This window comes from Pseudoalteromonas sp. MMG024 (assembly GCF_021654175.1).
GTDB lineage: Bacteria > Pseudomonadota > Gammaproteobacteria > Enterobacterales > Alteromonadaceae > Pseudoalteromonas.
The window spans coordinates 46,820-70,725 of record NZ_JAKFZO010000010.1 but is presented as its reverse complement, the minus strand read 5'-3'; the positions used below and the strand labels follow the sequence as shown (position 1 = coordinate 70,725).

23 protein-coding genes and 1 pseudogene are annotated in these 23,906 nt (G+C 40.4%); 7 read left to right on the top strand and 17 right to left on the bottom strand.

Annotated elements, in window-relative coordinates; all coding sequences use genetic code 11:
* Positions 1-21: 21 nt before the first annotated feature.
* On the bottom strand, positions 22-618 hold the full coding sequence (locus L1068_RS11300; RefSeq protein ID WP_237130350.1) for a Crp/Fnr family transcriptional regulator: 597 nt from the start codon (positions 616-618) through the stop codon (positions 22-24).
* Between the two features lie 226 nt (positions 619-844).
* Here L1068_RS11300 and L1068_RS11295 point away from each other — a divergent pair, with 226 nt between their 5' ends.
* A complete protein-coding gene (locus L1068_RS11295; RefSeq protein ID WP_237130349.1) occupies positions 845-2,470 on the top strand; it encodes an endonuclease in 1,626 nt (541 codons plus the stop codon).
* A gap of 99 nt (positions 2,471-2,569) precedes the next feature.
* Here L1068_RS11295 and L1068_RS11290 read toward each other — a convergent pair whose 3' ends face one another.
* Both L1068_RS11290 and L1068_RS11285 read right to left on the bottom strand, forming a co-directional pair.
* Positions 2,570-3,628 carry a kelch motif-containing protein gene (locus L1068_RS11290; RefSeq protein ID WP_237130348.1) on the bottom strand — a complete coding sequence of 353 codons (1,059 nt, stop codon included), beginning with the start codon at positions 3,626-3,628 and terminating at the stop codon, positions 2,570-2,572.
* A 110-nt stretch (positions 3,629-3,738) separates the two neighbouring features.
* A complete protein-coding gene (locus L1068_RS11285; protein ID WP_343221915.1) occupies positions 3,739-4,092 on the bottom strand; it encodes a glutaredoxin domain-containing protein in 354 nt (117 codons plus the stop codon).
* A 347-nt stretch (positions 4,093-4,439) separates the two neighbouring features.
* Here L1068_RS11285 and L1068_RS11280 point away from each other — a divergent pair, with 347 nt between their 5' ends.
* A complete protein-coding gene (locus tag L1068_RS11280; protein WP_237130346.1) occupies positions 4,440-5,366 on the top strand; it encodes an AraC family transcriptional regulator in 927 nt (308 codons plus the stop codon).
* Between the two features lie 3 nt (positions 5,367-5,369).
* Here L1068_RS11280 and L1068_RS11275 read toward each other — a convergent pair whose 3' ends face one another.
* Complete coding sequence (locus L1068_RS11275) at positions 5,370-5,837, bottom strand: YHS domain-containing (seleno)protein (protein WP_138630656.1); 468 nt, start codon at positions 5,835-5,837, stop codon at positions 5,370-5,372.
* 132 nt (positions 5,838-5,969) lie between these two features.
* The gene (locus L1068_RS11270) at positions 5,970-6,767 is read right to left on the bottom strand and encodes an ion transporter (RefSeq protein WP_010558275.1); all 798 of its coding nucleotides are present in this window, start codon (positions 6,765-6,767) and stop codon (positions 5,970-5,972) included.
* Between the two features lie 210 nt (positions 6,768-6,977).
* On the opposite strand from L1068_RS11270, the gene L1068_RS11265 reads away from it, so the two are divergent.
* The gene (locus L1068_RS11265; protein ID WP_237130345.1) at positions 6,978-7,748 is read left to right on the top strand and encodes a hypothetical protein; all 771 of its coding nucleotides are present in this window, start codon (positions 6,978-6,980) and stop codon (positions 7,746-7,748) included.
* A gap of 569 nt (positions 7,749-8,317) precedes the next feature.
* Here L1068_RS11265 and L1068_RS11260 read toward each other — a convergent pair.
* The 8 genes from L1068_RS11260 to L1068_RS11225 form a co-directional block, all read right to left on the bottom strand.
* The gene (locus L1068_RS11260; protein ID WP_237130344.1) at positions 8,318-10,564 is read right to left on the bottom strand and encodes a TonB-dependent receptor; all 2,247 of its coding nucleotides are present in this window, start codon (positions 10,562-10,564) and stop codon (positions 8,318-8,320) included.
* 377 nt (positions 10,565-10,941) lie between these two features.
* On the bottom strand, positions 10,942-11,730 hold the full coding sequence (locus L1068_RS11255; RefSeq protein ID WP_237130343.1) for a hypothetical protein: 789 nt from the start codon (positions 11,728-11,730) through the stop codon (positions 10,942-10,944).
* Positions 11,731-12,027: 297 nt separating this feature from the next.
* Positions 12,028-13,653, bottom strand: a complete 1,626-nt coding sequence (locus tag L1068_RS11250) for a chitinase (RefSeq protein ID WP_237130342.1) — start codon at positions 13,651-13,653, stop codon at positions 12,028-12,030.
* Between the two features lie 642 nt (positions 13,654-14,295).
* A complete protein-coding gene (locus L1068_RS11245) occupies positions 14,296-14,835 on the bottom strand; it encodes a hypothetical protein (protein ID WP_237130341.1) in 540 nt (179 codons plus the stop codon).
* The gene (locus L1068_RS11240) at positions 14,835-15,137 is read right to left on the bottom strand and encodes a hypothetical protein (RefSeq protein WP_237130340.1); all 303 of its coding nucleotides are present in this window, start codon (positions 15,135-15,137) and stop codon (positions 14,835-14,837) included. The genes L1068_RS11245 and L1068_RS11240 overlap by 1 nt, the downstream gene beginning before the upstream one ends.
* A gap of 217 nt (positions 15,138-15,354) precedes the next feature.
* Complete coding sequence (locus tag L1068_RS11235; RefSeq protein ID WP_237130339.1) at positions 15,355-16,200, bottom strand: alpha/beta hydrolase-fold protein; 846 nt, start codon at positions 16,198-16,200, stop codon at positions 15,355-15,357.
* Between the two features lie 81 nt (positions 16,201-16,281).
* Positions 16,282-17,115, bottom strand: a complete 834-nt coding sequence (locus tag L1068_RS11230; RefSeq protein ID WP_237130338.1) for a DUF3626 domain-containing protein — start codon at positions 17,113-17,115, stop codon at positions 16,282-16,284.
* Positions 17,116-17,399: 284 nt separating this feature from the next.
* Positions 17,400-17,663, bottom strand: a complete 264-nt coding sequence (locus L1068_RS11225; RefSeq protein ID WP_237130337.1) for a hypothetical protein — start codon at positions 17,661-17,663, stop codon at positions 17,400-17,402.
* 342 nt (positions 17,664-18,005) lie between these two features.
* Here L1068_RS11225 and L1068_RS11220 point away from each other — a divergent pair.
* A pseudogene (locus L1068_RS11220) lies at positions 18,006-18,119 on the top strand (IS110 family transposase); the annotation flags it as partial.
* A 449-nt stretch (positions 18,120-18,568) separates the two neighbouring features.
* Here the strand turns inward: L1068_RS11220 and L1068_RS11215 are convergent.
* Both L1068_RS11215 and L1068_RS11210 read right to left on the bottom strand, forming a co-directional pair.
* Positions 18,569-18,937, bottom strand: coding sequence for a hypothetical protein (locus tag L1068_RS11215; RefSeq protein WP_237130336.1), 369 nt, complete (start codon positions 18,935-18,937; stop codon positions 18,569-18,571).
* 376 nt (positions 18,938-19,313) lie between these two features.
* Positions 19,314-20,036 (bottom strand): hypothetical protein, encoded by a 723-nt coding sequence (locus L1068_RS11210; protein WP_237130335.1) that lies wholly within the window; start codon positions 20,034-20,036, stop codon positions 19,314-19,316.
* 202 nt (positions 20,037-20,238) lie between these two features.
* Between L1068_RS11210 and L1068_RS11205 the strand changes: the two genes are divergently transcribed.
* Positions 20,239-20,535: a DUF6482 family protein gene (locus L1068_RS11205; RefSeq protein WP_237130334.1), complete on the top strand. Its 297-nt coding sequence runs from the start codon at positions 20,239-20,241 to the stop codon at positions 20,533-20,535.
* A gap of 29 nt (positions 20,536-20,564) precedes the next feature.
* Here L1068_RS11205 and L1068_RS11200 read toward each other — a convergent pair whose 3' ends face one another.
* Positions 20,565-21,008: a hypothetical protein gene (locus L1068_RS11200; protein WP_237130333.1), complete on the bottom strand. Its 444-nt coding sequence runs from the start codon at positions 21,006-21,008 to the stop codon at positions 20,565-20,567.
* Here L1068_RS11200 and L1068_RS11195 point away from each other — a divergent pair.
* Both L1068_RS11195 and L1068_RS11190 read left to right on the top strand, forming a co-directional pair.
* The gene (locus L1068_RS11195) at positions 20,993-22,192 is read left to right on the top strand and encodes a PQQ-dependent sugar dehydrogenase (RefSeq protein WP_237130332.1); all 1,200 of its coding nucleotides are present in this window, start codon (positions 20,993-20,995) and stop codon (positions 22,190-22,192) included. The two genes, L1068_RS11200 and L1068_RS11195, sit on opposite strands and share 16 nt — an antisense overlap.
* A gap of 184 nt (positions 22,193-22,376) precedes the next feature.
* The gene (locus tag L1068_RS11190; RefSeq protein ID WP_237130331.1) at positions 22,377-23,153 is read left to right on the top strand and encodes a transporter substrate-binding domain-containing protein; all 777 of its coding nucleotides are present in this window, start codon (positions 22,377-22,379) and stop codon (positions 23,151-23,153) included.
* 21 nt (positions 23,154-23,174) lie between these two features.
* Here L1068_RS11190 and L1068_RS11185 read toward each other — a convergent pair whose 3' ends face one another.
* Complete coding sequence (locus L1068_RS11185) at positions 23,175-23,828, bottom strand: XRE family transcriptional regulator (RefSeq protein ID WP_237130330.1); 654 nt, start codon at positions 23,826-23,828, stop codon at positions 23,175-23,177.
* Between the last annotated feature and the right edge of the window lie 78 nt (positions 23,829-23,906).

Here is a 23,906-nt window from a genome sequence, read left to right as displayed (position 1 = left end):
ACATATGTTGATAACCCATCATTATTTTAAATCTTTTTTAATGCGGCTTAACTGAGTTGGCGTAATACCTAAGTAACTGGCGATATGATACTGCGTTAAGCGGTTGATTATTGCGTTAAACTCTTCCAAAAAATTTAAGTAACGTTGTTTTGCTTCAAATTGCAAATAGCCGATTTCTTTTGGCTCTTTTTCAAGTAACCAATGGGTTTCAAGGTAGTTAATATGAAATGCCATCAACTCATTACTATCAAACAACGCCTGACGAAATTGTTTAAAGTCTATTTCTAAAATCTCGCTTTTTTCGAGGGCATCAATTGCCATAAAGCTTGGCTTATTAGTAAGTAACGCCGTCATACTACCGGGAAAGCGCCCTTCAGCAAAAAAGGTTTTGTTAAATGCATTGCCTTGCTCATCAATAACATATGCACGCATCAATCCACGGTGCAAAAACGCAAAGTGGCTAGGAGTTTGGCCAATTTCATACAATACTTCGCCCTTTTCTACCGTGCGTAGTCGGATGCAATTTTTATAAGCTAAAAACGCTTCTTCGCTAAGAGGATAATAGTTGTTTAACGTGGTTTTAAGGTGAGATATTGCATCCAAAATAAATACAGCCAAATCGAAATAGTAACGCCAGTTTACCTAACGAACTCTAAAGCGTTAAGCCATTGCTTATAAATACATGACGCTTATTTATTTGTGGTTCCATTACTTGCTAGCAATGCATTAAACCATCTCAATTCGCAGCAATCTCAAACGCCAAATTTAACATTATTGTAACAAATTTCATTTAGCTTATACTGCTGGTTGATTTATCGTCAAAAACACGTTTAAAGGACACACTATGATTTACGGAAAATGGCAAAAGCTACTGCTTGCAAGTAGCCTAATGAGTGTTACAGGGGCGAGTTTCGCTACTGTAAACAATGGTGATTTTGAAACTTGGACAGATAACACACCAAGTACTTGGTCCACTATTGATAGCGGTATTACACTTGCACCAGAAAGCAATATTGTAAAATCGGGCAGTTATGCCGCAAAAGTAACGGTAAATACCGCATCGCAAAGTAGCACAGATATACGTCAAAGCGTTGCAGTTGAAGCGGGTCAAACCTATCAATTTTCTACTTGGGTTTATCACACGGAAGGCGGCATAAAAGCGCGCTTAGTTGTTGATGGCTATCAAAGTTATTCTAATGCATCCGTTACACAACAATGGCAGCAAATAAGCTATCAATACACTGCATCAACAACCACAAACATTGATGTGGGTTTGCGTTTTTATGATGTAAGCGGGTTTGATGGCAGTGAAGTAGTTTATGTTGATGCCTTTTTACCCTCGTCAGGCAGCACACCGCCACCAAGTACAGGGTGTAATGATCATAGCGTGTCACTGTCGCTACAAACCGACAGTTACGGCGAGGAAACAAGCTGGCAAATTACCAATAGCCAAAACAATGTAGTTGAATCTGGCAACGGGTATCAAGCAAACACCCAATACAACCAAGAAATGTGTTTAGCATCAGGCGACTACAGCTTCACCATTTTTGATAGCTATGGCGATGGCATTTGCTGCACCCACGGTAGCGGCAGTTACAGTTTAACCAATGCAAATACTGTGTTAGCGAGTGGCGCAAGCTTTCAAAGTTCACAAACAACAGCGTTTACACTTGGCGACTCAACCGACCCTGAACCTCCAACAACGCCATCAGATTATTATGCATCAACCCAAGGGCTAACAGGTTTTGCGCTAAAAACCGAGCTACACAATATTATCAAAAATCATAATTCACGCGGCTACTCAGCTATTTGGGGATTTTACGATAGCGCATCACGCGATAAATATTTCGAGAACGACAACACCATTCTCGATAGATACTCAGAAAACCCAACTGGGCAAGATAGCTACAATTACATTGCTGTTACCAATCAGTGCGGCAGCTACAATAGCGAAGCCGATTGTTACAACCGAGAACACTCTTTCCCGAAAAGCTGGTTTGGCGGCAAAGTAGAGCCAATGAATTCTGATATTCACCATATTTTTGCAACCGATGGTTATATCAACGCAAAACGTGGCAGCTATCCATTTGGTGAAGTCAGTAGCGCTAGTTTTGTGTCAAACAATGGCAGTAAACTCGGTAGCGCTGCCTCATCAACAGGCTATAGCGGTACTGTATTTGAACCGATTGACGAGTTTAAAGGTGACTTTGCACGCGCCTATTTTTACATGGCTACGCGTTATCAAAACGTGATTGGCTCGTGGCAAGGAAATAGCAGCAGCGCCAATGATGTGCTAAATGGTACAACTAATCAGGTATTTGAAAACTGGGTAGTGGCACTTTTATTAAAGTGGCACAACAATGACCCTGTAAGCCAACTTGAGCGCGACCGCAACCAAGCGGCTTTTGATTACCAAGGTAACCGCAACCCATTTGTCGACCACCCTGAATTTGTAGATATGATTTGGTAAACGCCATTCATCACACAACAAATAACAGCAAAAAAGCTAACGTATTCCGTTAGCTTTTTTCTTTAAAGTATAAGCACTAGCAGCTCAAATCCGCCGCTTTTACTGCGCCACAGGCGCTGCTGTTATTACTTTATTTGTTGTTTCTTGTGGCCCTACATTTGTTGCACCACCAAGAATATAAAGATTACCTTTTAGCGTAACGCTGCCGTGTCCATGAAGTGTGTTGGGTAAACTAGCAAGCGCCGTCCACCTATCAAGGGCTGGGTCGTATTGCCATACAGAATCAAGCGCCTTGCCAGCGCGCCAATCACCATTATTTGCAAAGACTTCGCCGCCTGTAACAATAATTTTATCATCTACCACACTTGCCGAAAGCCCACCAGCGGCAATTGGTAACGGCGCAACCTCAGACCACGAATCGGTGCTTGCGTCGTAAACTTCTACATTACTTAGTGCTTTCGCATATTGCCCTGAAGTGCGCCCGCCAATCACGTAAATTCTATCGCCAATTACCGCGCTTGCGGCCGAATTTCTGGCAATCGTAGGCGGTTTTGCTTTTCGCCAATACGCATTGCTCACTAACACATAATGCGATGTGCTATCGATGTGTTTGCCAGTGTCAGGTGACAACGTTTTACCACCAATTACATGAATATTTTGCGAAACATTAGCATAAATCGATTCAGCCAATGGGATCGGCAGTGACGCACTTTTACGCCAACGCTGCAAGTTACCATCTAGGCGAAATACCGAGCGCTGAACTTGCCAAGCATTTTCTTTATTGCCAGTAAAACCGCCAATGGCATATAAGTAATGATGATTACTTACCATACCGAGGTGATGTCTGGGCTCAGGTAAATCTGGGGCATTTTGCCAACGCGCTCGGGCAGGATTTAAAATAAATACTTTATCACTTGGCCCTAAACCAAAAAAAGAGGGGGTTTTAGAAGGCGTAAAACCGCCGCCGACCACAATGCGTTCCTCAAATACCGCGGGATAAATTTCTTGTAACGCAATCGGTAATTCAGGCGCATCAAGCCACTGTATTTGCTGCGTAGTGTCAGTTGGAGAATTGGCTTGGTTTGCAGCAAGTGAACTGCTAAATAAAGCCATAGAAGCAAGTAGTAATAACATGTGACCGGCAGAAAAAAGACGCATCTAAATTCCTTAAAAAGTGTTCTGTAGTTTGTACGTAAGCAACCAACTACAAGTTCATCTGTAATCAAATGATTAATAACTAGAATTAGTTAGAAAAATACAGATATTCGTCACTTTATATTAAGCCGGAATTGAGATCTAGCTAAATCTAAACCCACTAAAAAAAGGTCATCAGTTAGGTACTCAATAAATACAAAAACGACAATATTAGCGAGTGCGAAGCTCGCTAATATTGCCGCCCCATTACACATTACCCTACTAGTAAGATAGGCTTTAAAGTCATCACAACCGCTAATATGCTCACCATCAATAAAAATTTGGGGAACCGTTTTACGACCACTTAACAACACCATTTGCTTAAACTCATGCGAGTTATGGGTGACATCAATCTCTTCATATTGCCAATTTAAACCATCCATCAATGATTTCGCCGTTTTACAGTAGGGACGGTAGGGGCTGTATATTTTTGTTTAATAATTCAGCTGAGAGAAAAAATCGTCCTAATCAAGGCAAAAATGATGAGGTTTGGCCCTCTAAATAAATTATTTTTAACGAAGAGTAAGACGATTTTAGCCTCAGCCCGAAGGGCAATAGCTATTTATTCCCCTAACTGCATTGGCATTTCATTCATTTAGAACAACTAAACTACATTCATGCCGCTTTGTTAGCGAAATAAATCACTTGTTGCTGAAAATATCAACAAAGATAAACAGCCCCTCATTTTCGCATAAATCTTAATCTTGCTCATTGGAGGGATTCCTGTTTGATTAAATTTCAATACCAAGTTTAAATAGGGGCTTACTCTAAAAACATGTCGCACCTGATTAAATTTATGTCTGAAAGTCCGAATATTTACCTAAATGATCCCGATCCGCTCAGCGTATTGCTAAAGCGTTTGTCGTTAAACGCCGAAGTGTATGTAAACGGTGATTTTTGTGGCACGTGGGCGGTCGATACATCAGGCAGTCGTCGAATACCATTTCACCTGATTGGTAAAGGTGAAGCGTGGCTACATATGGGCGATGAAAAGCACAAATTAGACGCCCGCGATTTGGTTATTTTTCCGCACGACCATCAGCATATTATTGCCAACAGTGCAGCAACACCTAAACCGCATTTAATCAATGCGCCAATGAGTAATGATGGCGAAACCACCAATATGGTGTGCGGTTTTTTCGAGTTTAAAAACACCCTAATCAATCCATTATTAGATGCAATGCCAAGCGTTATTCATTTGCCTGCAACACCTAGCAACAGTAAAGCCCTTGCCCTCATTGATTTAATGATTATGGAGTTAAGTGAATCACGCGCTGGCTGCTACACGGTTGTTGATCAGCTTGCCTATTTATTATTTGTTGAAGTGTTACGCGTACAAGTAGAAAGCGGCAAATTGCAAAGCGGCTTATTGGTTGCGCTTTTTGACTCACGTATTGGTAGCGCGTTAAACGCTATTCACCAACAGCCAGAACATAACTGGAATTTGGCACAACTGGCAGAAAAAGCCGCGATGAGTCGCTCTAATTTTGCCGATAAATTTAGCAAATTAGTGGGCAGTAGCCCGATGAATTATTTAGTAAAATGGCGGATGATCAACGCGCGAAAATTACTGATCACGAGCGATTTGAGCATTGCCCAAATTGCAGAGCAAAGCGGCTATGAATCGGAAGCCGCATTTCGTAAAGCGTATAAACAACATCAAGGGCACGCACCTGGCAGTGTGCGAAGTGGTGCCCACTAACGATTACAGCTCGCTTGGGTTAGTTAATTCAACCGTTGGCCATAAATTATTTGCTTCGGAAATATGTTTAGGTACGGCTTTTGCCCATGCTTTGTAAACATCTTGATTTTTATTTACAAACAATTTGCCATCAACAATCTCAAATGCCTTTCCGTCTATTTCAAACTTTTTACCAAAGGTCATGCCGTAGGCACAAAAACCACCATATTGTGGTGCGTATTTTTCTGGGTTTTGTGTAAATAAATCACGATTTTCGGCAGATTTAAAACGATAAATTGCATCGTTATAAACGGCTGTAAAATCGGCACTACCTAACACCGGCTTGCCTTCAGTAAAATAACCAATCACATCGTGACCCGCTAAAATTACGCCGTTTTTGTCAGTTTCTGTGTCGTAGCCTGCTTCAGCAAAGCCAGAAAGGCCAATAAAAGCCACCGCCAAAATTGTTTTTAATGAATGAGAAAATGTCATAACACGTGCTCCTAATGCGTTTTTGTTAATGCATAGAAATGATACGTGCACTCATTTAGTCAAACTATATCCAAAAAAACTGAAATTATGTCCGAAAATCCGAACTTCACTTTCAGCTTTTTTGGCGGGTGATTACTGTTTCTTGTTGATTAAGGCGTCAATTTTTGCCTCAAGGCGCAATATATCTTCTTTGGTGGCAAAGGTTTGCTCTGGCTTGCCCTCTTCTTCGTGCATTACTTGCATTGCATCAACAATAATACCAATAAACAAGTTAAGCACCGCAAAGCTGGTGATAATAATAAACGGCACAAAGAACAGCCAAGATTGCGGGAACAGCTCCATAGTTGGGCGCACAATCCCCATAGACCAGCTTTCTAACGTCATTACTTGAAACAAGGTGTACGCCGACGCGCCAATACTGCCAAACCATTCTTGCATATTCGCATCTGGATGTTGACCAAACAGTTTAGTAGCAAGCACCGCGTAAACATAAAAGATAATACCCAGTACGCCAATTACCGACGCCATACCTGGCAGTGAGTGACCCAACGCACCAATTACACGGCGCATTTGTGGCACCACCGAAAATAGCCTTAACACCCGTAAAATCCTAAACGCACGCAGTACCGATAACGCCCCACTGGTTGGCGCCCACGAAATGGCCACAATTAAGAAATCAAACCAATTCCAGCCTGATTTAAAAAAGCGCAGCCGATACACAATCAGTTTAAGTGCCAGCTCTATGGTGAATATGATTAAAATAATAAAATCTAACGCGTGCAGTATGTTTGCGTTTTGCTTACCAAACTGTGTAGTTTCCAAACCTAACGTAACGGCATTAAATAAAATAACCGCCACTAAAAAGTTATTGAACAGCTTATTTTCAACTAAGGTTGTTAACTTAGAAAGAAAGGGATTTGTTGATTCCATTTACGTGTAAATTTATAAACTAGTTTATGATTTGCATAATCTGGTTTTAAAAGACATTTTTCAAGCCTCAATCTAGCAATAACAAGCAAATACCCCCATTGCCGCCAGCTTAAGTATGCCGAACATTTTAGGTATAGTAATTCCATCTTTCAGCATTTTGCAGTAAGCTGCCTCAACGCCAGAAATAAGTAACAACATTAGGAGTACGTGTTGAATAAACGAATTGAACCTGAACTATTTGGTAGTACGCCCGACCTAGATCAGGTTGCGCAATCAAAAGAGCCGATTGCACAATCGAGTAAGCAAGCGCCAAGCGCGCCGCAAAACGTACCTGACACACCTGCCGTTAAAAAAAGTAGCAATGTATTTACCTGGCTGGGTGCTATTTCCATTATTGCGTTAGCAGCAGGTGGATACACACTTTACCAACAAAATCTTGCAACCCAAGCTCAGCTTGCTGCATCAAATCAACGCATTGCTGAATTAGAAAGCGCACTTTCTGCTACAGGCGAAGAAATGGGTGAATCAGCAGGCGCCATTAAAGCCAAGGTAAGTGCACTTAGCAAGCGTACCGACGAACTGTGGACACAAATGGACAAGCTTTGGGCATCTGCGTGGCGACGCAACCAATCTGAAATTAAACAGTTAAAAGATCAAGCTAGCGACATCACTAAAAACCAAAAAACAGCGCAAGCAAATGTTAACTCTGAGCTTAAAACACTGTCGCAAAACCATACTGAGCTCACATTAAAGCTTTCGGTACTTGAAGAGCAGCAACAAGCAACTAAAGCACTTAAAAATCAACTAGCTGCAGTAAATACCGAACTTGACCAAATAAAGTCTAAATCACAAAGCCGCGACGTCAAACAAGTTGAAATTGGTGGCAACATAGCCGAATTAGAAATGACGCAAAATGCACTCGCAGAGCAATTGCAACGCTTAGAGAGTAAGCTTGCCGCAGCAAAGCCAGCTCAACTTTAGAATCAGGCAGAAAAAGGGCCAACGCATAATTTGGCCCAGCTATATAAACAAAATTAAGTCGCTTTAAAGGAATTACTGCGGCTTGCAAAAAGGTTGATGTTCCTAACTTATACAAATTCCGATACAAGCAAAACGATACTTTAACGTTGCCACATCAGTATTTTAAAAATAGGGTTTACCCTAAGCCTATATTTGAGTTATCCCTAGCTCAAACGAGTGGGCTAGTCTCGCTATTTTGTACCATTTACGTAAATATCTATCGCGTTCAAAATTCTCAACTTGCTGAGGCATGCCAAAGCAACCATACAGTGCAGAAGCAAAAAAGTGTCTATTCGGTTTTTCATTTGTATTTATTTAATATTAGGGTGGTAATCGTAAGCTAAAGCTAAAGCTAATCTTATTTATGCATATAGCTTGCAGAACCTCTTTTATTTCCAAGCAATCGGTGAATAATGTGATTCTGCGAGTCGTCAATTTACAGCGGGTTACAAAGTTAAATTTGAGTGGATAAAAGGGCATTTACATGCCCTTTGAAGTGTTAGCATAATTTCGTTAACAGTATTTAGCTGCTAAAAGCGATATTTTACATTCGCTGTTATTGTGCGTTGTTGACCATAGAAGCAATCGCCCCGGTATAAGCAACTTGTGACCACTGTTTTATCAGCAACATTATCAACGTTTAAGCTAATGTCGAAATTGTTGAACTCATAGCCAACCATCAGATCAAACACGGTATATGCATCTGTAGTAACTGCTGTGTGTAACGTTTGGCCAAGTGCCTCAATAGTGCGGCTCCCGTCAAAAGTTTCACCCACATAACGCATACCAGCACCTACTTTGAGCCCAGGTAAAAAGCTTTCAGGGCGATAAGTAGTCCAAATATTAAATAAATGTTCAGGCACTGCGGCAAGTGAAGCTGAATCAGTTATAAGTTGATTTTGCAGATATGTTTGGCCTTGCAGAATTAAGCCAAGTAGCTCTTCTTTAGACTTATCTGAGGTATTTTGTTCTGAATCAGTGTAGGCATAGGCTGCGTACACATCAAACTCATTGAACTCTAATTGCGCTTCTAATTCAATACCTTGAATATTAGTTGAGCCATCTTGAACTTCATGATTTGGTGCGATACTACGCGGTGCATTCTTTTGTGTTATGTCGAACACAGATGCTGTGATCAGGTGTTCAGTGCCCTTCGGCTGATATTTTATTCCCGCCTCAAGTTGCTCACCTTCACGTGGTTTGTAAGTACCATACTTTACTTGACCATTTTCGTCTAAGCCATCAGGGCGTGCGCCATATTGAGGTAAAAATGATTCTGAATAACTCACATAAGGTGCAATGCCGTAATCTTCAAAGGTATAAAGAATGCCTAAACGACCTGTAGTTGCTGATTGCTCGTCTTTTACAGCTCCAGCAGCATCGCTTTGTGTTTCAACTTCATCGTAGCGAAGGGCGGCGTTTACGATAAAGTTGCCAATTTCCATGCTGTCTTGGAAGTAAATACCAATTTGCTTATCGTTTTGCCCTGGTGTGTCTGGGATCATATCGCCCGTCGGCAAGAAGCCAATTTGGCCATAAACTGGGTCGTATAAATCCAGCGAAGTATCTACGTCGATACCGACAAACTGCTTGATAGACGCTGGTGTAAGGTATAAACGATCTGTATCAGTATCTGCGCTTTGGTAATCAATACCAGTTACAATCGTGTGACTAACCATGCCTGTATCAAATGCGCCACGCAGTTGTAGGTCCGTTGTGATTGAATCTGCAACAGCATCACTTAAGCTAAAGTTACGCACAATTGAACGTTTGTCTTCTTGAAGCTTTGGTGGCCATGCATACATGGTGCGATATGTTGCCTCAGAGTCCATTTTACGCGCCGACCAATGAACGGAAAACATATCATTGATGTAGTGATCTACGATTAAAGTAACAGCTTTTTGTTCTGTATCGTACTGATCCCAGCCTGGTTCGCTAACAAAACGTTCACTTGGAATTTGACCATACTGTGCAGAGTTAATTGTACCTTCGTGAGGGAAGAACTGTGTGCTTGAGCCCGATTCATTCTTTTGGAAGTTTGTTAGTACCGTTAAACTCGTGTTGTCAGTAACATGCCAAGTTAGGCTTGGTGCGAAGAATAATGTATTGTCATCAACATATTCTGTTTGCGTTTCGCTGTCGCGGTACATAGCTACTGTGCGTACTAGCACATCTTCATTGCTATCAACTGCTGTATTAAAATCAAATGCAAGCTGCTTACGATAAAAATTACCAAGTTGAGCCCAAATTTCGCCCGATGTCCCTTGCTTTGGACGCTTACTCACAGAGTTAATAATACCGCCTGTTGAGCCTTGGCCATACAACATTGATGAAGGTCCTTTTAGGATTTCAATACGCTCAAAGTTATATGGGTTTGGACGTGCATTATTGTAATAACCAAACATCATTTGCAGCCCGTCTAAGTACTGAACAGGCGCAACACCACGAATGTGGGCCCAGTCACCTCGTGTATCAACACCATAAGGTCCATTATAAACACCAGCAACATAGCCAATCGCATCTTGAAGTGTTTCGGCGCCTAAATCAGCAATACGCTTCTCGGTCAATACCGATACTGATACGGGCGATTTCACAATCGGTGTGTCCGATTTAGACGCTGACGCAGAAACATACGAGATAAGCCCTTTAGGACTTACCGTAATAACTTCCATTTCTTCTTTTGTAGATTGAGTTGCTTCGTTAGCGATTGCATTAGCCGATAGAGCGATACTGGTCGCCAATAATAAATTTGGGTACTTAAACTTAAAACTATTCATAGTTGATCACGTAATTGTAAGTAGTTGAGTAAGATGAATTATCAAGCGCGAATATTACAGCTAATAGAAACCATTCTCAATACTGTTTGCAATTACTTTTTGTGAAAAGTACTTTTTCATCATCAAATTTAAAACATCAATGATTATTAAATAGCATGTTTTAATTTCATAACGTTCGTAACTAAATAGCCAACGCTAAAATACTACGCAAATTTTAAAAGTTGGCTCTCTTTCAAATACAAACCTGAATCCAATACACGTAGGGCTAGAAAGTGATGAATAATTATGTTTTTAGGTGCACGTTAAATAAAACCTAAAAAAAATCATAGACTTTTAAATCGAAAAAAAGCGCTAATAGCAGATTCGAAGGTAGTTAACTAACCCTTTTCTAAAAAATCTGGTTGACCGTTATTATTTTTATCTTGTTTACCTTCTTGCTTGTCGGCTGTGCCGTCACCGTCTGAGTCGTCATCTTGCCAGTTAAATTGGCCATCATTATCAACATCAAGCAGCTTTACTGAGCGCGCTAACAAATACTCTAAGCCATCAATAATGCCATCATTATCTTGGTCGTTTTTATTTACATCGCTCAATAACCTACGCTCTTTTCGGTCGTCAAAGGCATCTACATCCGTGTCGTGGAATACGGTAATTTTATAGCTTAAATCATCGCCACCCGCATAGTTGTTATCCATTACGCTTAGTTGATAACGGCCCGCTTTAAACAATTGAAAGTGAACAACATAGGTGCCATCTTTTGAAAATGGCTTCATAACATAGCTATCGATAACCAAACCATCGGCATTTGAAATATACACTTGTGGAGAAAAGCGCTCTGCTTGTGTCGTAAAAAAAGCAGTGATCATCGTTCCTTCTGACGCATCAAAGCCAAATAAATCCCCTTTATCAACACGCGATGAAATTGTGCCAGCAGCAATAAAGCCATCATCGAGTTTCGCAGGTGTCGCAATGCCTGGATTATCATTCGGTTCTTGCTCAATAAATACCGGATAATGATGTTTGGTTGCATCAAATGGGTAATCATCAATCACGTCCAGTATATCGTCACCGTCACTGTCTTTTTCATACCAAGGCGTCTCGCCACAGCCACTCAGAGCCATAGTTGCAATAAAGAAAAGACCGAATGGTCGCAAATTGAAAGGCATAATGCGCATCCTGCGTTAAAAAATGTGAGTGACTAGGGTACACCGAAAAAGTACACTGTAAAAATATATTTATAAAAACAAAACCCTAGATATTTTATTTGCATATTTAAACGTTAATTGATCGTTTTTATAAATTGTAACGTTTAACTAAATGAAGGGTCGATAAGGTGTTGCTCACCTTTACACTAGCCAAATTTATTACCCCTTCGCCATGTGAACAAAAAAAGCGCACTCATCTATGTGCGCTTTTTCATTTGTGGTTAATTTAAATCGGCTAATTGCTTAAAAGCCGCTTAATTATTGCCAAGCATTGCTGGTATTTGGTTGTTCGCCCTGATTCCACCATTTTGCCGTGTAGGTTTTGCCTTCAAACACCGCTTTGTCGCCGCCCACATAAACTGCTGTTGATTGCCACTGTGCAACCGTTGTTGGTGGCTCGACTGGTGGCTCAGCAGGCGGTTCGCTAGGTGGCTCTGTTGGCGGAGTTACCTCACCAATTAATTGCCATGGACCACCCGCGCTTGGTACATCACCTTGTGTCCACCATTTTGCTTGGTATTCAGCGTTTTGATACACCACTTTATCGCCTTGCACATAAACCTTATCCGCAGACCAAGCGTTGCCTGTTGATGGCGGTTCGACTGGATCGGGCAAGGTATCAACTAACCTTACTTCAGGCCAATTGGCGTGTGAGGCATAGAAATTAGTAACGCATTTTTCATAATCGCCCGGTACTAACGCCGAATACGCCGTTTGATATGCCACTAGTTTACACTCAAATGCATAACCACCGGGTCTATCTGCGTAATACGCCCAGTCGCCTTCCCAGTTGGTGTAAAGCACGTCGGTTGCGCCTTCTAAATTTAAGCTGCCATACGGGGTTTGTTGCCAACACGTATTTTCCTCATCCATTTCAATCGGTATTTGATAATGCGCAGAAAGCCCTTCCCAGTAGCGAATGCGATTTACCGGCTGACCTTTATCTTTATTTTGTGCACCACATTCAATGCCACCATTAATAATGTTGATGGTAGTGCCAAAACCGTATCCGATCCCTGCAGATGTTTCGCGCTCTGACGGTGTCCATGTGCGATCTATCACATGTAACATTGCCGGCTTGGGCGCTTGTGGCGTTAAGAAAAACCAAATCGCCGAGGCTAAATTTAACCATGAGTCTGCAACCAGTGCTGGGTTATTTAACAGTACCGTGGCATCACCATCAAACATCGCTTCTGAGAAAGCGCCATAGTTAAAATGATACGACAATTGTTTTGCACCGCGACCAAAATACCCTTGATTTGGTGCACATGGCCAGCGACGATTTTGCCAGTCATTTTGACCACATCCCGTGGTGTAACCGGGTTGCCCTTCAGACCAGCCCATTTCTCGTACGTGTACAAGCGCTTGTTGCCATTCTTCCAAACCTTGCGGGTTATCTGAAGTATTATCTTTTGCAATATGGCCGCCCGTTTCTTGGGCAAAATGGGCAAATGCGGTGACGATTGATCGTTGACAAATCGCATCGGCATCTCGTCCATCGCTATAATCACCACAAAACGCTGGGAACTTACCAATTGCGCGTAAAAAACGCGTGTAAGTATACTCAGGTGCAGCCATTTGAGTTAAAAAGTCCCATTGCGCTTGACCAAAAACCCGCTCTGCGCGCTTTACATTGGCGGGGTTGCTAGCGGCATTTGGCAAAATCGCCTCAACTAACGTGTTATCAGCGGTGCGTAGCGCATCTGACCAAATTGCGTACATTGGGTTTGCGGTTTTAGTTTGTGCCGCAGTCGCTACTTCGCTTTTTAACAGCACATAACCATTTGGGTTTTGTGGGTCGGGTTGCACATTAAGTGCGTGCGTCGCAAGTGGCGTTAACAGCGCTAAATTTAGCGCCACCAACGCTAACTGTGTTCTTTTCATTTTTCTGCCCTTATTGGTTAACCTCAAGTGGAGATAACGAATGTGCTTCTAACGGTTACTTTTACTGGCTTAACCGTAAAATGTGTTGGCAATAAATTCACTCTTAATGCGCGCTATTGTTCCAAGGTCTATGCCTTGAATTTTACAAACACTTGTCGCAAGCGCTTTAAAACAGCTTTATCTATTTCAACTTATGTACTTTCACTATTTGTTATCTGAGCCTGAGGTTAGTTATTCTTGGAAACGTTAACAATAAATTAACGTACCGAATACTGGTACTTTTTGACAGCGTTGTCAAACGCTATTTTTAATAAGGGCCTTATCAGTAGTATTGGTTTAGCAAAACCATAAAAAAGGCTTACAGACTCGGGCAAGCCTTATCGTTATCACGAACGGTAAAATGAGTATGGGCAGTTACACGTAACATTGTTAGTTTTGGATTTTCGCGCTGTAACAAAAGCGCATAAGGTAACAGCGTTAAAAAGTAATTAATAAACAACAAAGTAAGAGTTTTGGAAGATACCTTGTTTGATTACAGGGAATTCATAATCAACAGCTAAAAATACCATAAAAAACACTCATGCTAATGACACATGAGTGTTTTATGTCTCTCACTTAATTTCAGTGCTGGCAGTTAACAAACTAAGTTTGGTTAGCTGTTTGCTTCAACTTTGAGCGCTTAGCGGCAAATACCTGCGCTACTAGTTTATCCCATGTTTCACTTGGATACGCTTTTACCAAGTCATTATTAAATTCACTGAGTCCTGGCATATTGCTAATACCTATTTCAGCGAAATAATGACCTTTTACCACCATAAATTGATGCTTAAACGGCACTAAATAACTGTGTTTCGTTAATGCCCGCTGCGCCTCTTGATAACTTGCAAACCATTTATTTAAAAAACGGTCGCATGCACTTGAATGCAACACACTACCAAAATTAGTTTGCCCAGTATTATCAGCAACTTCTGCCGATAACAGCTGATGCAACTGTTGCCAATCAAATAGCCCCGCTTCTTTCGCAACAAGGTGCTGACACATTTTTAGCTTTAACTCTGTCGGGTGATTTTCATCTAGCCTGTAATACTTTTTTAGCCGTTTTAATACATTTGCGTTACCACTTTTTGCCTCTTTTAGCAGCGTTTTTGCTAATGATTTGGCGTGTTTTAATGCATATTCCATTAAAGCACCTCCTTGCTAGCTTGCGCCATTTGGTAAATCGACAGCGCGCCTAAAACAGCCGTTAAAAGCACTATAAATGTATGGCCATAATCACTTAATATTGAAAATAAAGTGACAAATGGCAATTCTAAAAACGCCACAAAGCCAAAGTAATTAAAGGAATAAAAGGAATAAAAGGAATAAAAGGAATAAAAGGAATAAATATAAAATAGTAATACAGCTAACGGCAGTGCTGCTCGAAAAGATTCATGTAATTTGGCAGATAACAACCCAAAATTACGGGGGTAAGATTGCAGATTCATAACAAATCAAAACTCCTAAGTTCTTTTGGTGTTCCGCGATTACCAAACTTATTTGTTTCGAACGTTTGAATGTATTTTGATGAGAGTGACATCGTCTTTAGCGGAGAAGGCGTCTCTAAAACCTTAACCGCATGCTAAGGCGTGTTGTAAGTTATGTCAACTTGCTTCAGCTTTTGTTCTTCCTTACTTTGTAACAAGCTTTTAATATGATACTTATCTAATGCTCATTTTTTTCTGATGGTAAAAGTGTTTTAAGGCCATTGTACCAAGCCAGCAAAGCAACAGTGCCATGGGTTTCGCTTTCAAAATACCGCTGCTTAGCAATATCATTTGAATGCTTAATTATTGAAGTGGCAAAGGCTGAACCCCACGCATAATTTGTTAAGCCTATATCACCAAGGTGGCTATTATTTGCGAAAGCAAAAAACACATTGATATCAAGCTTTGTATTTTTAGCGTTAGCTAAATAAGCTCTATTTAAATAGTCGTTATCCCAAAGCGCGGTAGGGTCAATAATTAAATAATCGCTAAACATAGTTGGCGTAAATACAATCACATTAGATGCAAATAAACCGCCAAATGACTCTCCCACTAACACACGTTTTTCAGAGGCTCGATATGTTTTTTCAATATGCGGGATAAGCTCTGTTTTAAGAAAAGTAGTAAAGTTAAGCGCATTACCCGTTTGGTCAAACGTATCTAAAACGCGGCCTCTAAACGTCCATTCTTTTAAAATAGAAGGTGTAAGATCTCGTGAGCGATTGGTATTAGGTATAGCAACAACAATGGCTTCTTTGACTTGATTGTCTAACGTTTGGCTACTTAGCGATTCAAGTACTCCAACAAAGCCTTTAAACCTATGAATATCACCATCTAAAAGATAAATAACCGGATAAGTATTACTGTTTTTTTCATACGAAGGCGGCAAATAAACCATGTAAGGTCTATTTTCTTTCATCACCTCAGATTTTATAGATGTTGCAATGCCAAACTCGATTATTTCCGAAGCATATACTGATGCTTGAAACAAAAGCATTAAGATAATCGAAATTACACTTTTCATTTTCTCTTCCCTGGTTTTTGTTCTAGTTTTAGCGAGCTAAAGTAATTTATAAAGATGAGTCAAAAGTATTTAATTAAAATATCACGACGGATAACCAAACCTAGCTAAATAGTGCCATATTTTTTTGATATCTTGTTCATCATAATCAAGTTTTGTCACTGCTTCGCCGACTATTTTTGCATTAATTTTGCCGTTTATAGCAAGCCGTTTTGCCAATTCAATAAACTGCAAGCCGCGATAATCTGGGTATTGCTGCATCGCCTCTATACTAAGCGAAAAACCTTGGTGCCACTTTACAGGCACATATAATGTGTTTGCTTGCAGCTCAATTTCAGTACCGCGATAGATAGGATCGAGTACCACACATTCAACATCGTCTTGTAGCGAGATTTCACCATGAATATGCGCTTCGATATAGTCATCAAGTAAGTCTTCACTTGCTACATATGCTTTATCTATTAGTGATTGAACATGACTAAACACGGCAAAGTCTTCGGGTTCAAAATAGCTGTCTGGGTAGCAAAAAGTAGTACGGCTAAGTACATGTGGTTTTAACTGAAAATACGCAGAACCAAAACGCGGGGATGCGCCAAATTCATACTTGCGAAAGTTAAGCGCGCCATACTTTGGCCTTAATGCGTTTGCAGCGTTATCGTATGCGCCATCAAATACGCACTGCTCCCAAAGCCAGCGCTCTCCACCAGCATACGCTGTTAAACCGCCATTACTGGTGCCTGTTTCAAATTGCGATTGTAAATAATCCGTTTTTGCTATTGCGAGCAACAGCGGCTCATTTTGATTAGTAAAACGATCAGGGTGAAAGTTAATCGTCACAGGGCAGTCAATAACGCTCAACACCCCTTTTGACTTTAAGCGAATATTTTCAATTGCTTGTTCAACAGCATTTTCCATCATTTCATTACTTCAACGAAAAGACCACCTTTATCACTTTAACTGAATAATACTAGAAGCAATAGATTAAGATTGAAGCGCAAACGCTTAATGTAGCTATATGTTAACAATCGAGCGCAACGAAATTGAAAGTATAACCTGCTAATTTGAATCAATGGCAGCAGAGTGCCAAATTCGGTCGTTCGAGAAAAAATCAACATCCCCCCATTAATTGCAAATAAAGCTAACGAATAACAACTCTCAGAATTTCTGGTAATTATCTCCATACAATAGGCTTTGTGAATCAGTTAATCTGACTTTTTGGTAGATGAACTTTGGCTGTTTTTCTTATCTGAAAAATACTGATATAAGTTGTATGAAATTAGAGAAAAACAGGCAACTGCAATAATTAGAAATGGGATAAAAATTAATAATAATTGCGATTGATAACCCGCAATAGCTATTACAGTACAAATAATGCCAATTGCAAACTCAATAGAAAGAGTTTCGATATCTAAAGAATATGAAGAGCTCGTTGTTTTGGCTGAATATATATTTACTTTTAATCCCAATCTATTCTCCTTTAAAAATGGGGAACTGCTTTGCATTTTGCATGTGTCCATAATAGTTTTATCAACAACCGTTATTGGCTCATTACTGTAGGATACATATTTAAATTCAGAGGGTTACTTCCGCTTTGTGCCAACAACTGACATTCGTAACGCCCCGCATAACTGGCGCGCCCGTTGACTAACTTATTGATTAGACTGTAACTCGTTTACACGACCCCGCCAACCCAAAAAATGCCGCCTGGGCGCGTCCGTGTTTATGCGCTTGATACTTATTGAACATTCTCCCCGAAGTTTAGCGAACAGCTAAACTTCAAGGCGACCAAACCAAAAGGAGAAAGCTCAATGAAATTCTATACTACTTTTCACAAATATTATTGTGGAATTGACCTTCATGCACGCATTTTATACGTTTGCATTCTTGATGAGCGTGGCAATAAAGTGGTTCATCAGAAAATAAAAGCTGATAGACATGAACAACCACGCGTTATTTGTGTTTAAGTCAGCAAAAGCTGAATGTGACAGGTAAGTGTTGTCGAAGTAATAAGCTATTTGGCCTTGATTAGACACCCCATTGGTGCGCATTAATTTAAGCAATGAATTGAATCGTTTACACCTTGGCTGAGCCTTTAACTAACTGGACGAATGAACCATCCCCTTGAGTAGCGCTAGATTAAGGTTAACCGATGAATGTCTAGTGGCCCTAAACGATAAGTTGTATCGACTGATTTAGGCAGCGATGAGCTCGCAATAAGAGACCCTCAATATGTGTTTGCCGTAAACGATTTTAACGGCTAACCGACATAACGAAGTTGAACAGATTTAAACGATTGCTAAAACAAATTAGCTGCTTAAAAGCAGCTAAAAAGAATCGTTATGCTTACTTGACCGTAGAAGGTTCATATGTGTTATGAACCAGTAGTTTGAATATTACTCAGAAACAAACTGCCATTCATGACGAATGTATAAGTGATTTTACGGGTTTTACCAGCGTCATCTTTGTGTTGAGCCGACACCATACAATTTTTGTTACTGCAATGAGTATCAATCGTGTCTTTTTGTAAACTTACGCCAGAAAACAACGTACCGATAAGTTGTCCGTCGTTTACAGACATTTCGTCTTGCTTAGAAGACTCCCAGTAACGAATGGCATCTACATAATTACCTTGATTGACAGTCTGTTGAAACTTAATAGCTAACTCGGCCGCATCACCTTTAGCTGCATATGAATTAGCTGACAACAGCGAAAGACAAGATATTAAAATTTCCTTTTTCATGATATTTCCTTTTGGTTCATAACAATTTAATAGTGCGCAAATTGCGCATTTCTCTGATTTGCAATCGCGCACTTTTCTGAATGCTTTAGTTTTAACAAAGTTGATAAATAGTTGCCAGTATTATTAAAAATACATGCGGTTAATTTTTTGAGAAAGATAAAAGTGCGAAATTTGCGCTCTTTCTTGAATATGGGGGAAAGGTTTAAATTCAGAGGCTGAAAAGTAAGGGTTTAAAAAATCTAAAGGTCCGTTATTCGCTCTTCAGTGTAATTGGAGGGTTTCCTATCAACATTAAATATTTAAAGCCCTGCCACCATATTCTAAATATTCGCTTCAAATACACGTCAGGTTTAAAGCAAATTATTAAACCCAAACACTAAAACAGCTTGTTACCTAACAAAATTAACGCATTGCCGATTGCGCCAAGTGCGAATAATCGCAGTAAAATAATCGACATGGTGCCTATACCACCGGCTGAGGTGTTTCTGAATTTAAGTGGGTATTGATGAAATACTAATAGGTACAAAACATTAAATAACCCAACGCGCATGGCGTCGATGGAGATGGTTTTACCGTCGTGTAAATGAATATCGCAAGTATGTAAAACAGCGCGTGTTTTATTAGCAACGCCACCGACTCGGTGCTTGTTTTTGCGAATATAGGTGTAGTTAAAAACCACTTCGCTTATATCGTTTTTATTGACTAACTCACTGCCACCTTTTTTGACCTTTTTAGCAAGTTCTTCAATTTCGATGTGGTTTTGGCTAATGGTCATCACTTTTTTACTACCAAAACCATACTTTTTAATCGTTACTAAGCGCTTAATAATAAACACCGTTAAAAAGCTGCCTAAACAAATTAAAAAAGCGATGCCACGCGGGTAATGTTCTACTAAATACAAACTTGATAGCGCAATAGCCATCACCAAAAGGGCAAAAAACACTTCAGCCCAACCTGATAACACCGCTAACGCAGGCAAAGACTGAAGTCGCGTTACTGAATCTGCTTGTAGCGATGATTTACCCTGAAAGGAAGCGTATCTAAACCAATCTTTCTCGGTTAAATCAAGGTCGTGCGAGTGCTTTGCAATTGAGCGCATATTAAATCCATTTGTGTTAGCGATGGTTGTTTTGATTAACGGCGATTCCGTTGTTGCCTTGCCTATTTTATTGGCTTTACTAAATATGTAAATAGAACAAACTATTAGCTTGTCTAACATATAAAAATTAACGCTACTGGTTAATCTAATTTGAAATAGTTTACGTAATAAACAAAGTTATGGTTTAAATAAGAATACGACAATGAAACTGAGCAAATTAGAAAAGTACTTTGAAGTAGAAAAACTTGTTTTTAATAGCCTTGATTTAGCGCTTTACAACGTAAGTGCTGTGGTTGAAGGGCAAGAGTACATCATTACCGACGAGCGAGGTGAACGCATAAAACACCATAATCTATTGGCTCTACAGCAGCGTTTTCAAAATGTAAAAGCTAAAAAACAGGTGGTGCGCCAAAGCAGCGCCTACGATGAAATGATTGGCGGCCCAGTTAAAGGCAATAACGAGATGGAAGTGTCGCTTGGAGATAATAAGCTGTACTAATATAAGCCTAAATTAAAACTAATATTTAACTACTTATGTGTTAGCGCGGCACTTACTTTTGAGAACACAAAGCCACCAGCGGCGCCAGCGAGTAATTGGGTATAAAACCCCCAACTTCTTGCGCCCGCAATCACGTTAATTTTCATAATAAGTTCAAACGCAATTAACACAGTAGCAAGCGCCGCAATACCTGCAAAGGTAAACCATACGTCGCGCGAAATAGCGTATTTTTTGCTAAGCCAATTAGCAACCGTAAACGCAATTGCCAACGCAACTGCGATGATCACGCCATAGGTTGTGATCATGCCAAGCCAATCTTGCGCCATTACATTAAGACGATCAGCCAATGGTACCGCCACCCCAACATTTACTAACTGATTGACAACATATTGGCTATGGAACAAGCTAGCTATGGTAAAGCTCAGCAGCCATGCAACTAAAAACGAAGGTAATAAACGTGTTAAAAATAACAAGGTTAGCGCAACTCAACAAAGGAATATTCCCTCACACTAGCAAACACTTAGGTTGTAAACAATGGTTGCTTTGTATCGCCTTAAGTTTTGTCACATCTGTTGGTGTTTCAAAAAGCGCCATTGCAAAGAACACCACCTTACCGTTAGAAACTTACAACATACATACCCTTGCAACCGGATTAAACACGCCTTGGAGCATGGTAGAATTACCCGATGGAACTTGGCTGATTACTGAACGAGACGGCCATGTTGTAATGGTAAAAGGCAACAGCCAAAAACGGGTAAACCTTAACTTTGAAGGCCTGTACCTTGCAGGGCAAGGTGGCTTACTTGATATACTGCTTGCACCTGATTATGTGCAATCAAACACCGTTTATTTTACCTACGCTCAAGGCGACTTAAGTGCTAACCGCTTAGTCATCGCAAAAGCACAGTTTAATGGCACAGAATTTTCAAAACCTCAAATTATGTATACGGTGGCTACCGATAAAGGCACACCTCAACATTATGCTGGGCGCGCACTAATATTGCCTGACAATACCTTGCTGTTTTCAAGTGGCGACGGCTTTGATTATCGTGAACAAGCACAAGTTGTAACGAGTCAATTAGGAAAAATGCTACGCATAAACCTAGATGGCAGCATACCTAACGACAACCCATTTAAAGCTCACACAAACCCAAGTGCTCATGCGGTTTTTTCTCTTGGTCATCGCAATGCACAAGGGCTTGTGTACGATTACGATGCAAAACGCATTGTAGGTCATGAACATGGCCCTGCGGGCGGTGACGAACTTAACTTTTTAAGCGCAGGTGAGAATTACGGTTGGCCGGTGATCACCTACGGTAAAGACTATTCACAAGCGCGAATTTCTCCGTTTACTGAGTACAAGGGTATGAAACAACCAAGCATTAATTGGACACCCTCTATCGCCCCTTCTGGCATGGCTTACTACGGCACACGAGATAGCGCGTTCCCATCACTGCAAAAACACCTATTTATTACCACGCTGGTTGATAGAAAACTGTACGCAGTTGATATTAACAATAATCGCTTTAAACAAACCGCCGTATTCCCCGAAATAAGCGGTCGCTTGCGCGACGTATTTGTTAGCAATAGCGGTAATATCGCCATTTTAACCGATGGCAAAGATGCCAAATTGCTACTTGTTTCTGCGGCTAAGTAACTAAACTAAAATCGATAAGCGCTGTCACACTGAAATATGTTAGTAACGTAAAAACATAGTGCTTAGCTATGTTTTACACAATTAACCAAATGTTGACCAAAATGCGTTTTGTAAGCTGCTTTTTTGCATGGCTATTTCAGGCAAGTCACATATAATTACCACTACTCAACGACAACGAAATACTATGATATTAAACGCCTTGCTCACATTGCTACTTTTAGTTAGCTTTAGTATTAATGCTAAGCCTTGGCAACTTTGTCATGAAGATAAAGAGTATCCTCCCTATATTTCAAGTGACAATCAAGCTTCAGCATCGTCTGGTTTGTTAGTGGATATTTTAGAACACGCGGCAAGTAGCTCGAATATTGAACTTTATTTTACAGCATTGCCATGGAAACGTTGCCAACAAGCGGTTAAAGATGGCATTTATGACGGCCTTTTTGCCATGATCAAAACCCCTAAACGCACTAAACAGTTTGCGTTTCCAATGACACAACAACATTACATAAACACTGCAGATTATGTGATTTTATACAAACGAAATTCATTCTTACATCGAGCGGAGTTAGCAGGAAAACTATTTTCTAAACAAGGTGAATTTAACGTCAATTATTATAAAAAAATTAAAGAGTTTGGCCTTCAAGCACCGGCAGGTTACGTAGTTGAGCAATATATTAAACAGCATAACATCGCTGCAAACAGTGACTACGACCTCAGTTTAGGTATTCATCAAGTTGCTATCGGTCGCCTTGATGGGTACATAGTTGAAAAACGTATTGGTCTTGCGCAGGTTGAGGCATTAAATCAGCAAGACCATGTAATAAGCAGTCAGGGAGTGTTAAAACGCACCTATTGGTACGTGCCGTTTAATCGCGATTTTTATAACAATAATAAAGAAGATGTCGCGCGCTTTTGGCACCACATGCAATTAAGCCGTGAGCAAATCTTAGCTCACAACTAATTTAACCCAATTTAGATTAAATTAAATATCGCGACCAAACCACACAACTCGACCAACAATACGTGCTTGTTCACCTGTAGCATGGGTGATTTCAAAGCTTGGGTATTCTGGGTTATCACTTATTACTTTTACGCCGCCACTAAATGGTTTTAAGCGTTTAGTTAGTAAACCATCTTCGGTGTGTACTAAATAAATATCTTCTTTATGCGCTTGCTTTTGCGACATATCCACTAAAATCATATCGCCGTGTTCTAGGGTTGGTTGCATGCTGTCTCCGCGTACAGAAACAAACGCCAATTGCTCTGAATGCACACCTAATTGCGATGATAACCACTGTTTCGAAAAACCAAAATGGTCAGAAACCTCTTCCCCTGCGCCAACTTGGCCAAAGCCCGCACTGGCTTCTACATCAAACTTAGGTGCAAGTACCATATCGGGTTTAGTGTTGTTGGTAACGTCGTCGGTAGCGCGCTGACCCGTAATAAGCCAATTTAAATCAATGCTAAATTGCTCACTTAATTGTTCTAAGTAAGCAAGCGATGGACGGCTGCCACCACGACACAAACGATAAATAGTTGAAGCCGAGCGCCCGGTTACTTCAGCAAAACGCTTTTTGTTACCTTCTGTGATTTGGTCTATTAACGAAAGAAAGCGGCGAGAAAAGGCAGTGCTCATGGTAAGTTCAGCTCCAAAATTTTAGTGGAGGCTGACTTTACCGATATTCACACTAAATTCAACGTAACCAAGCTAAAC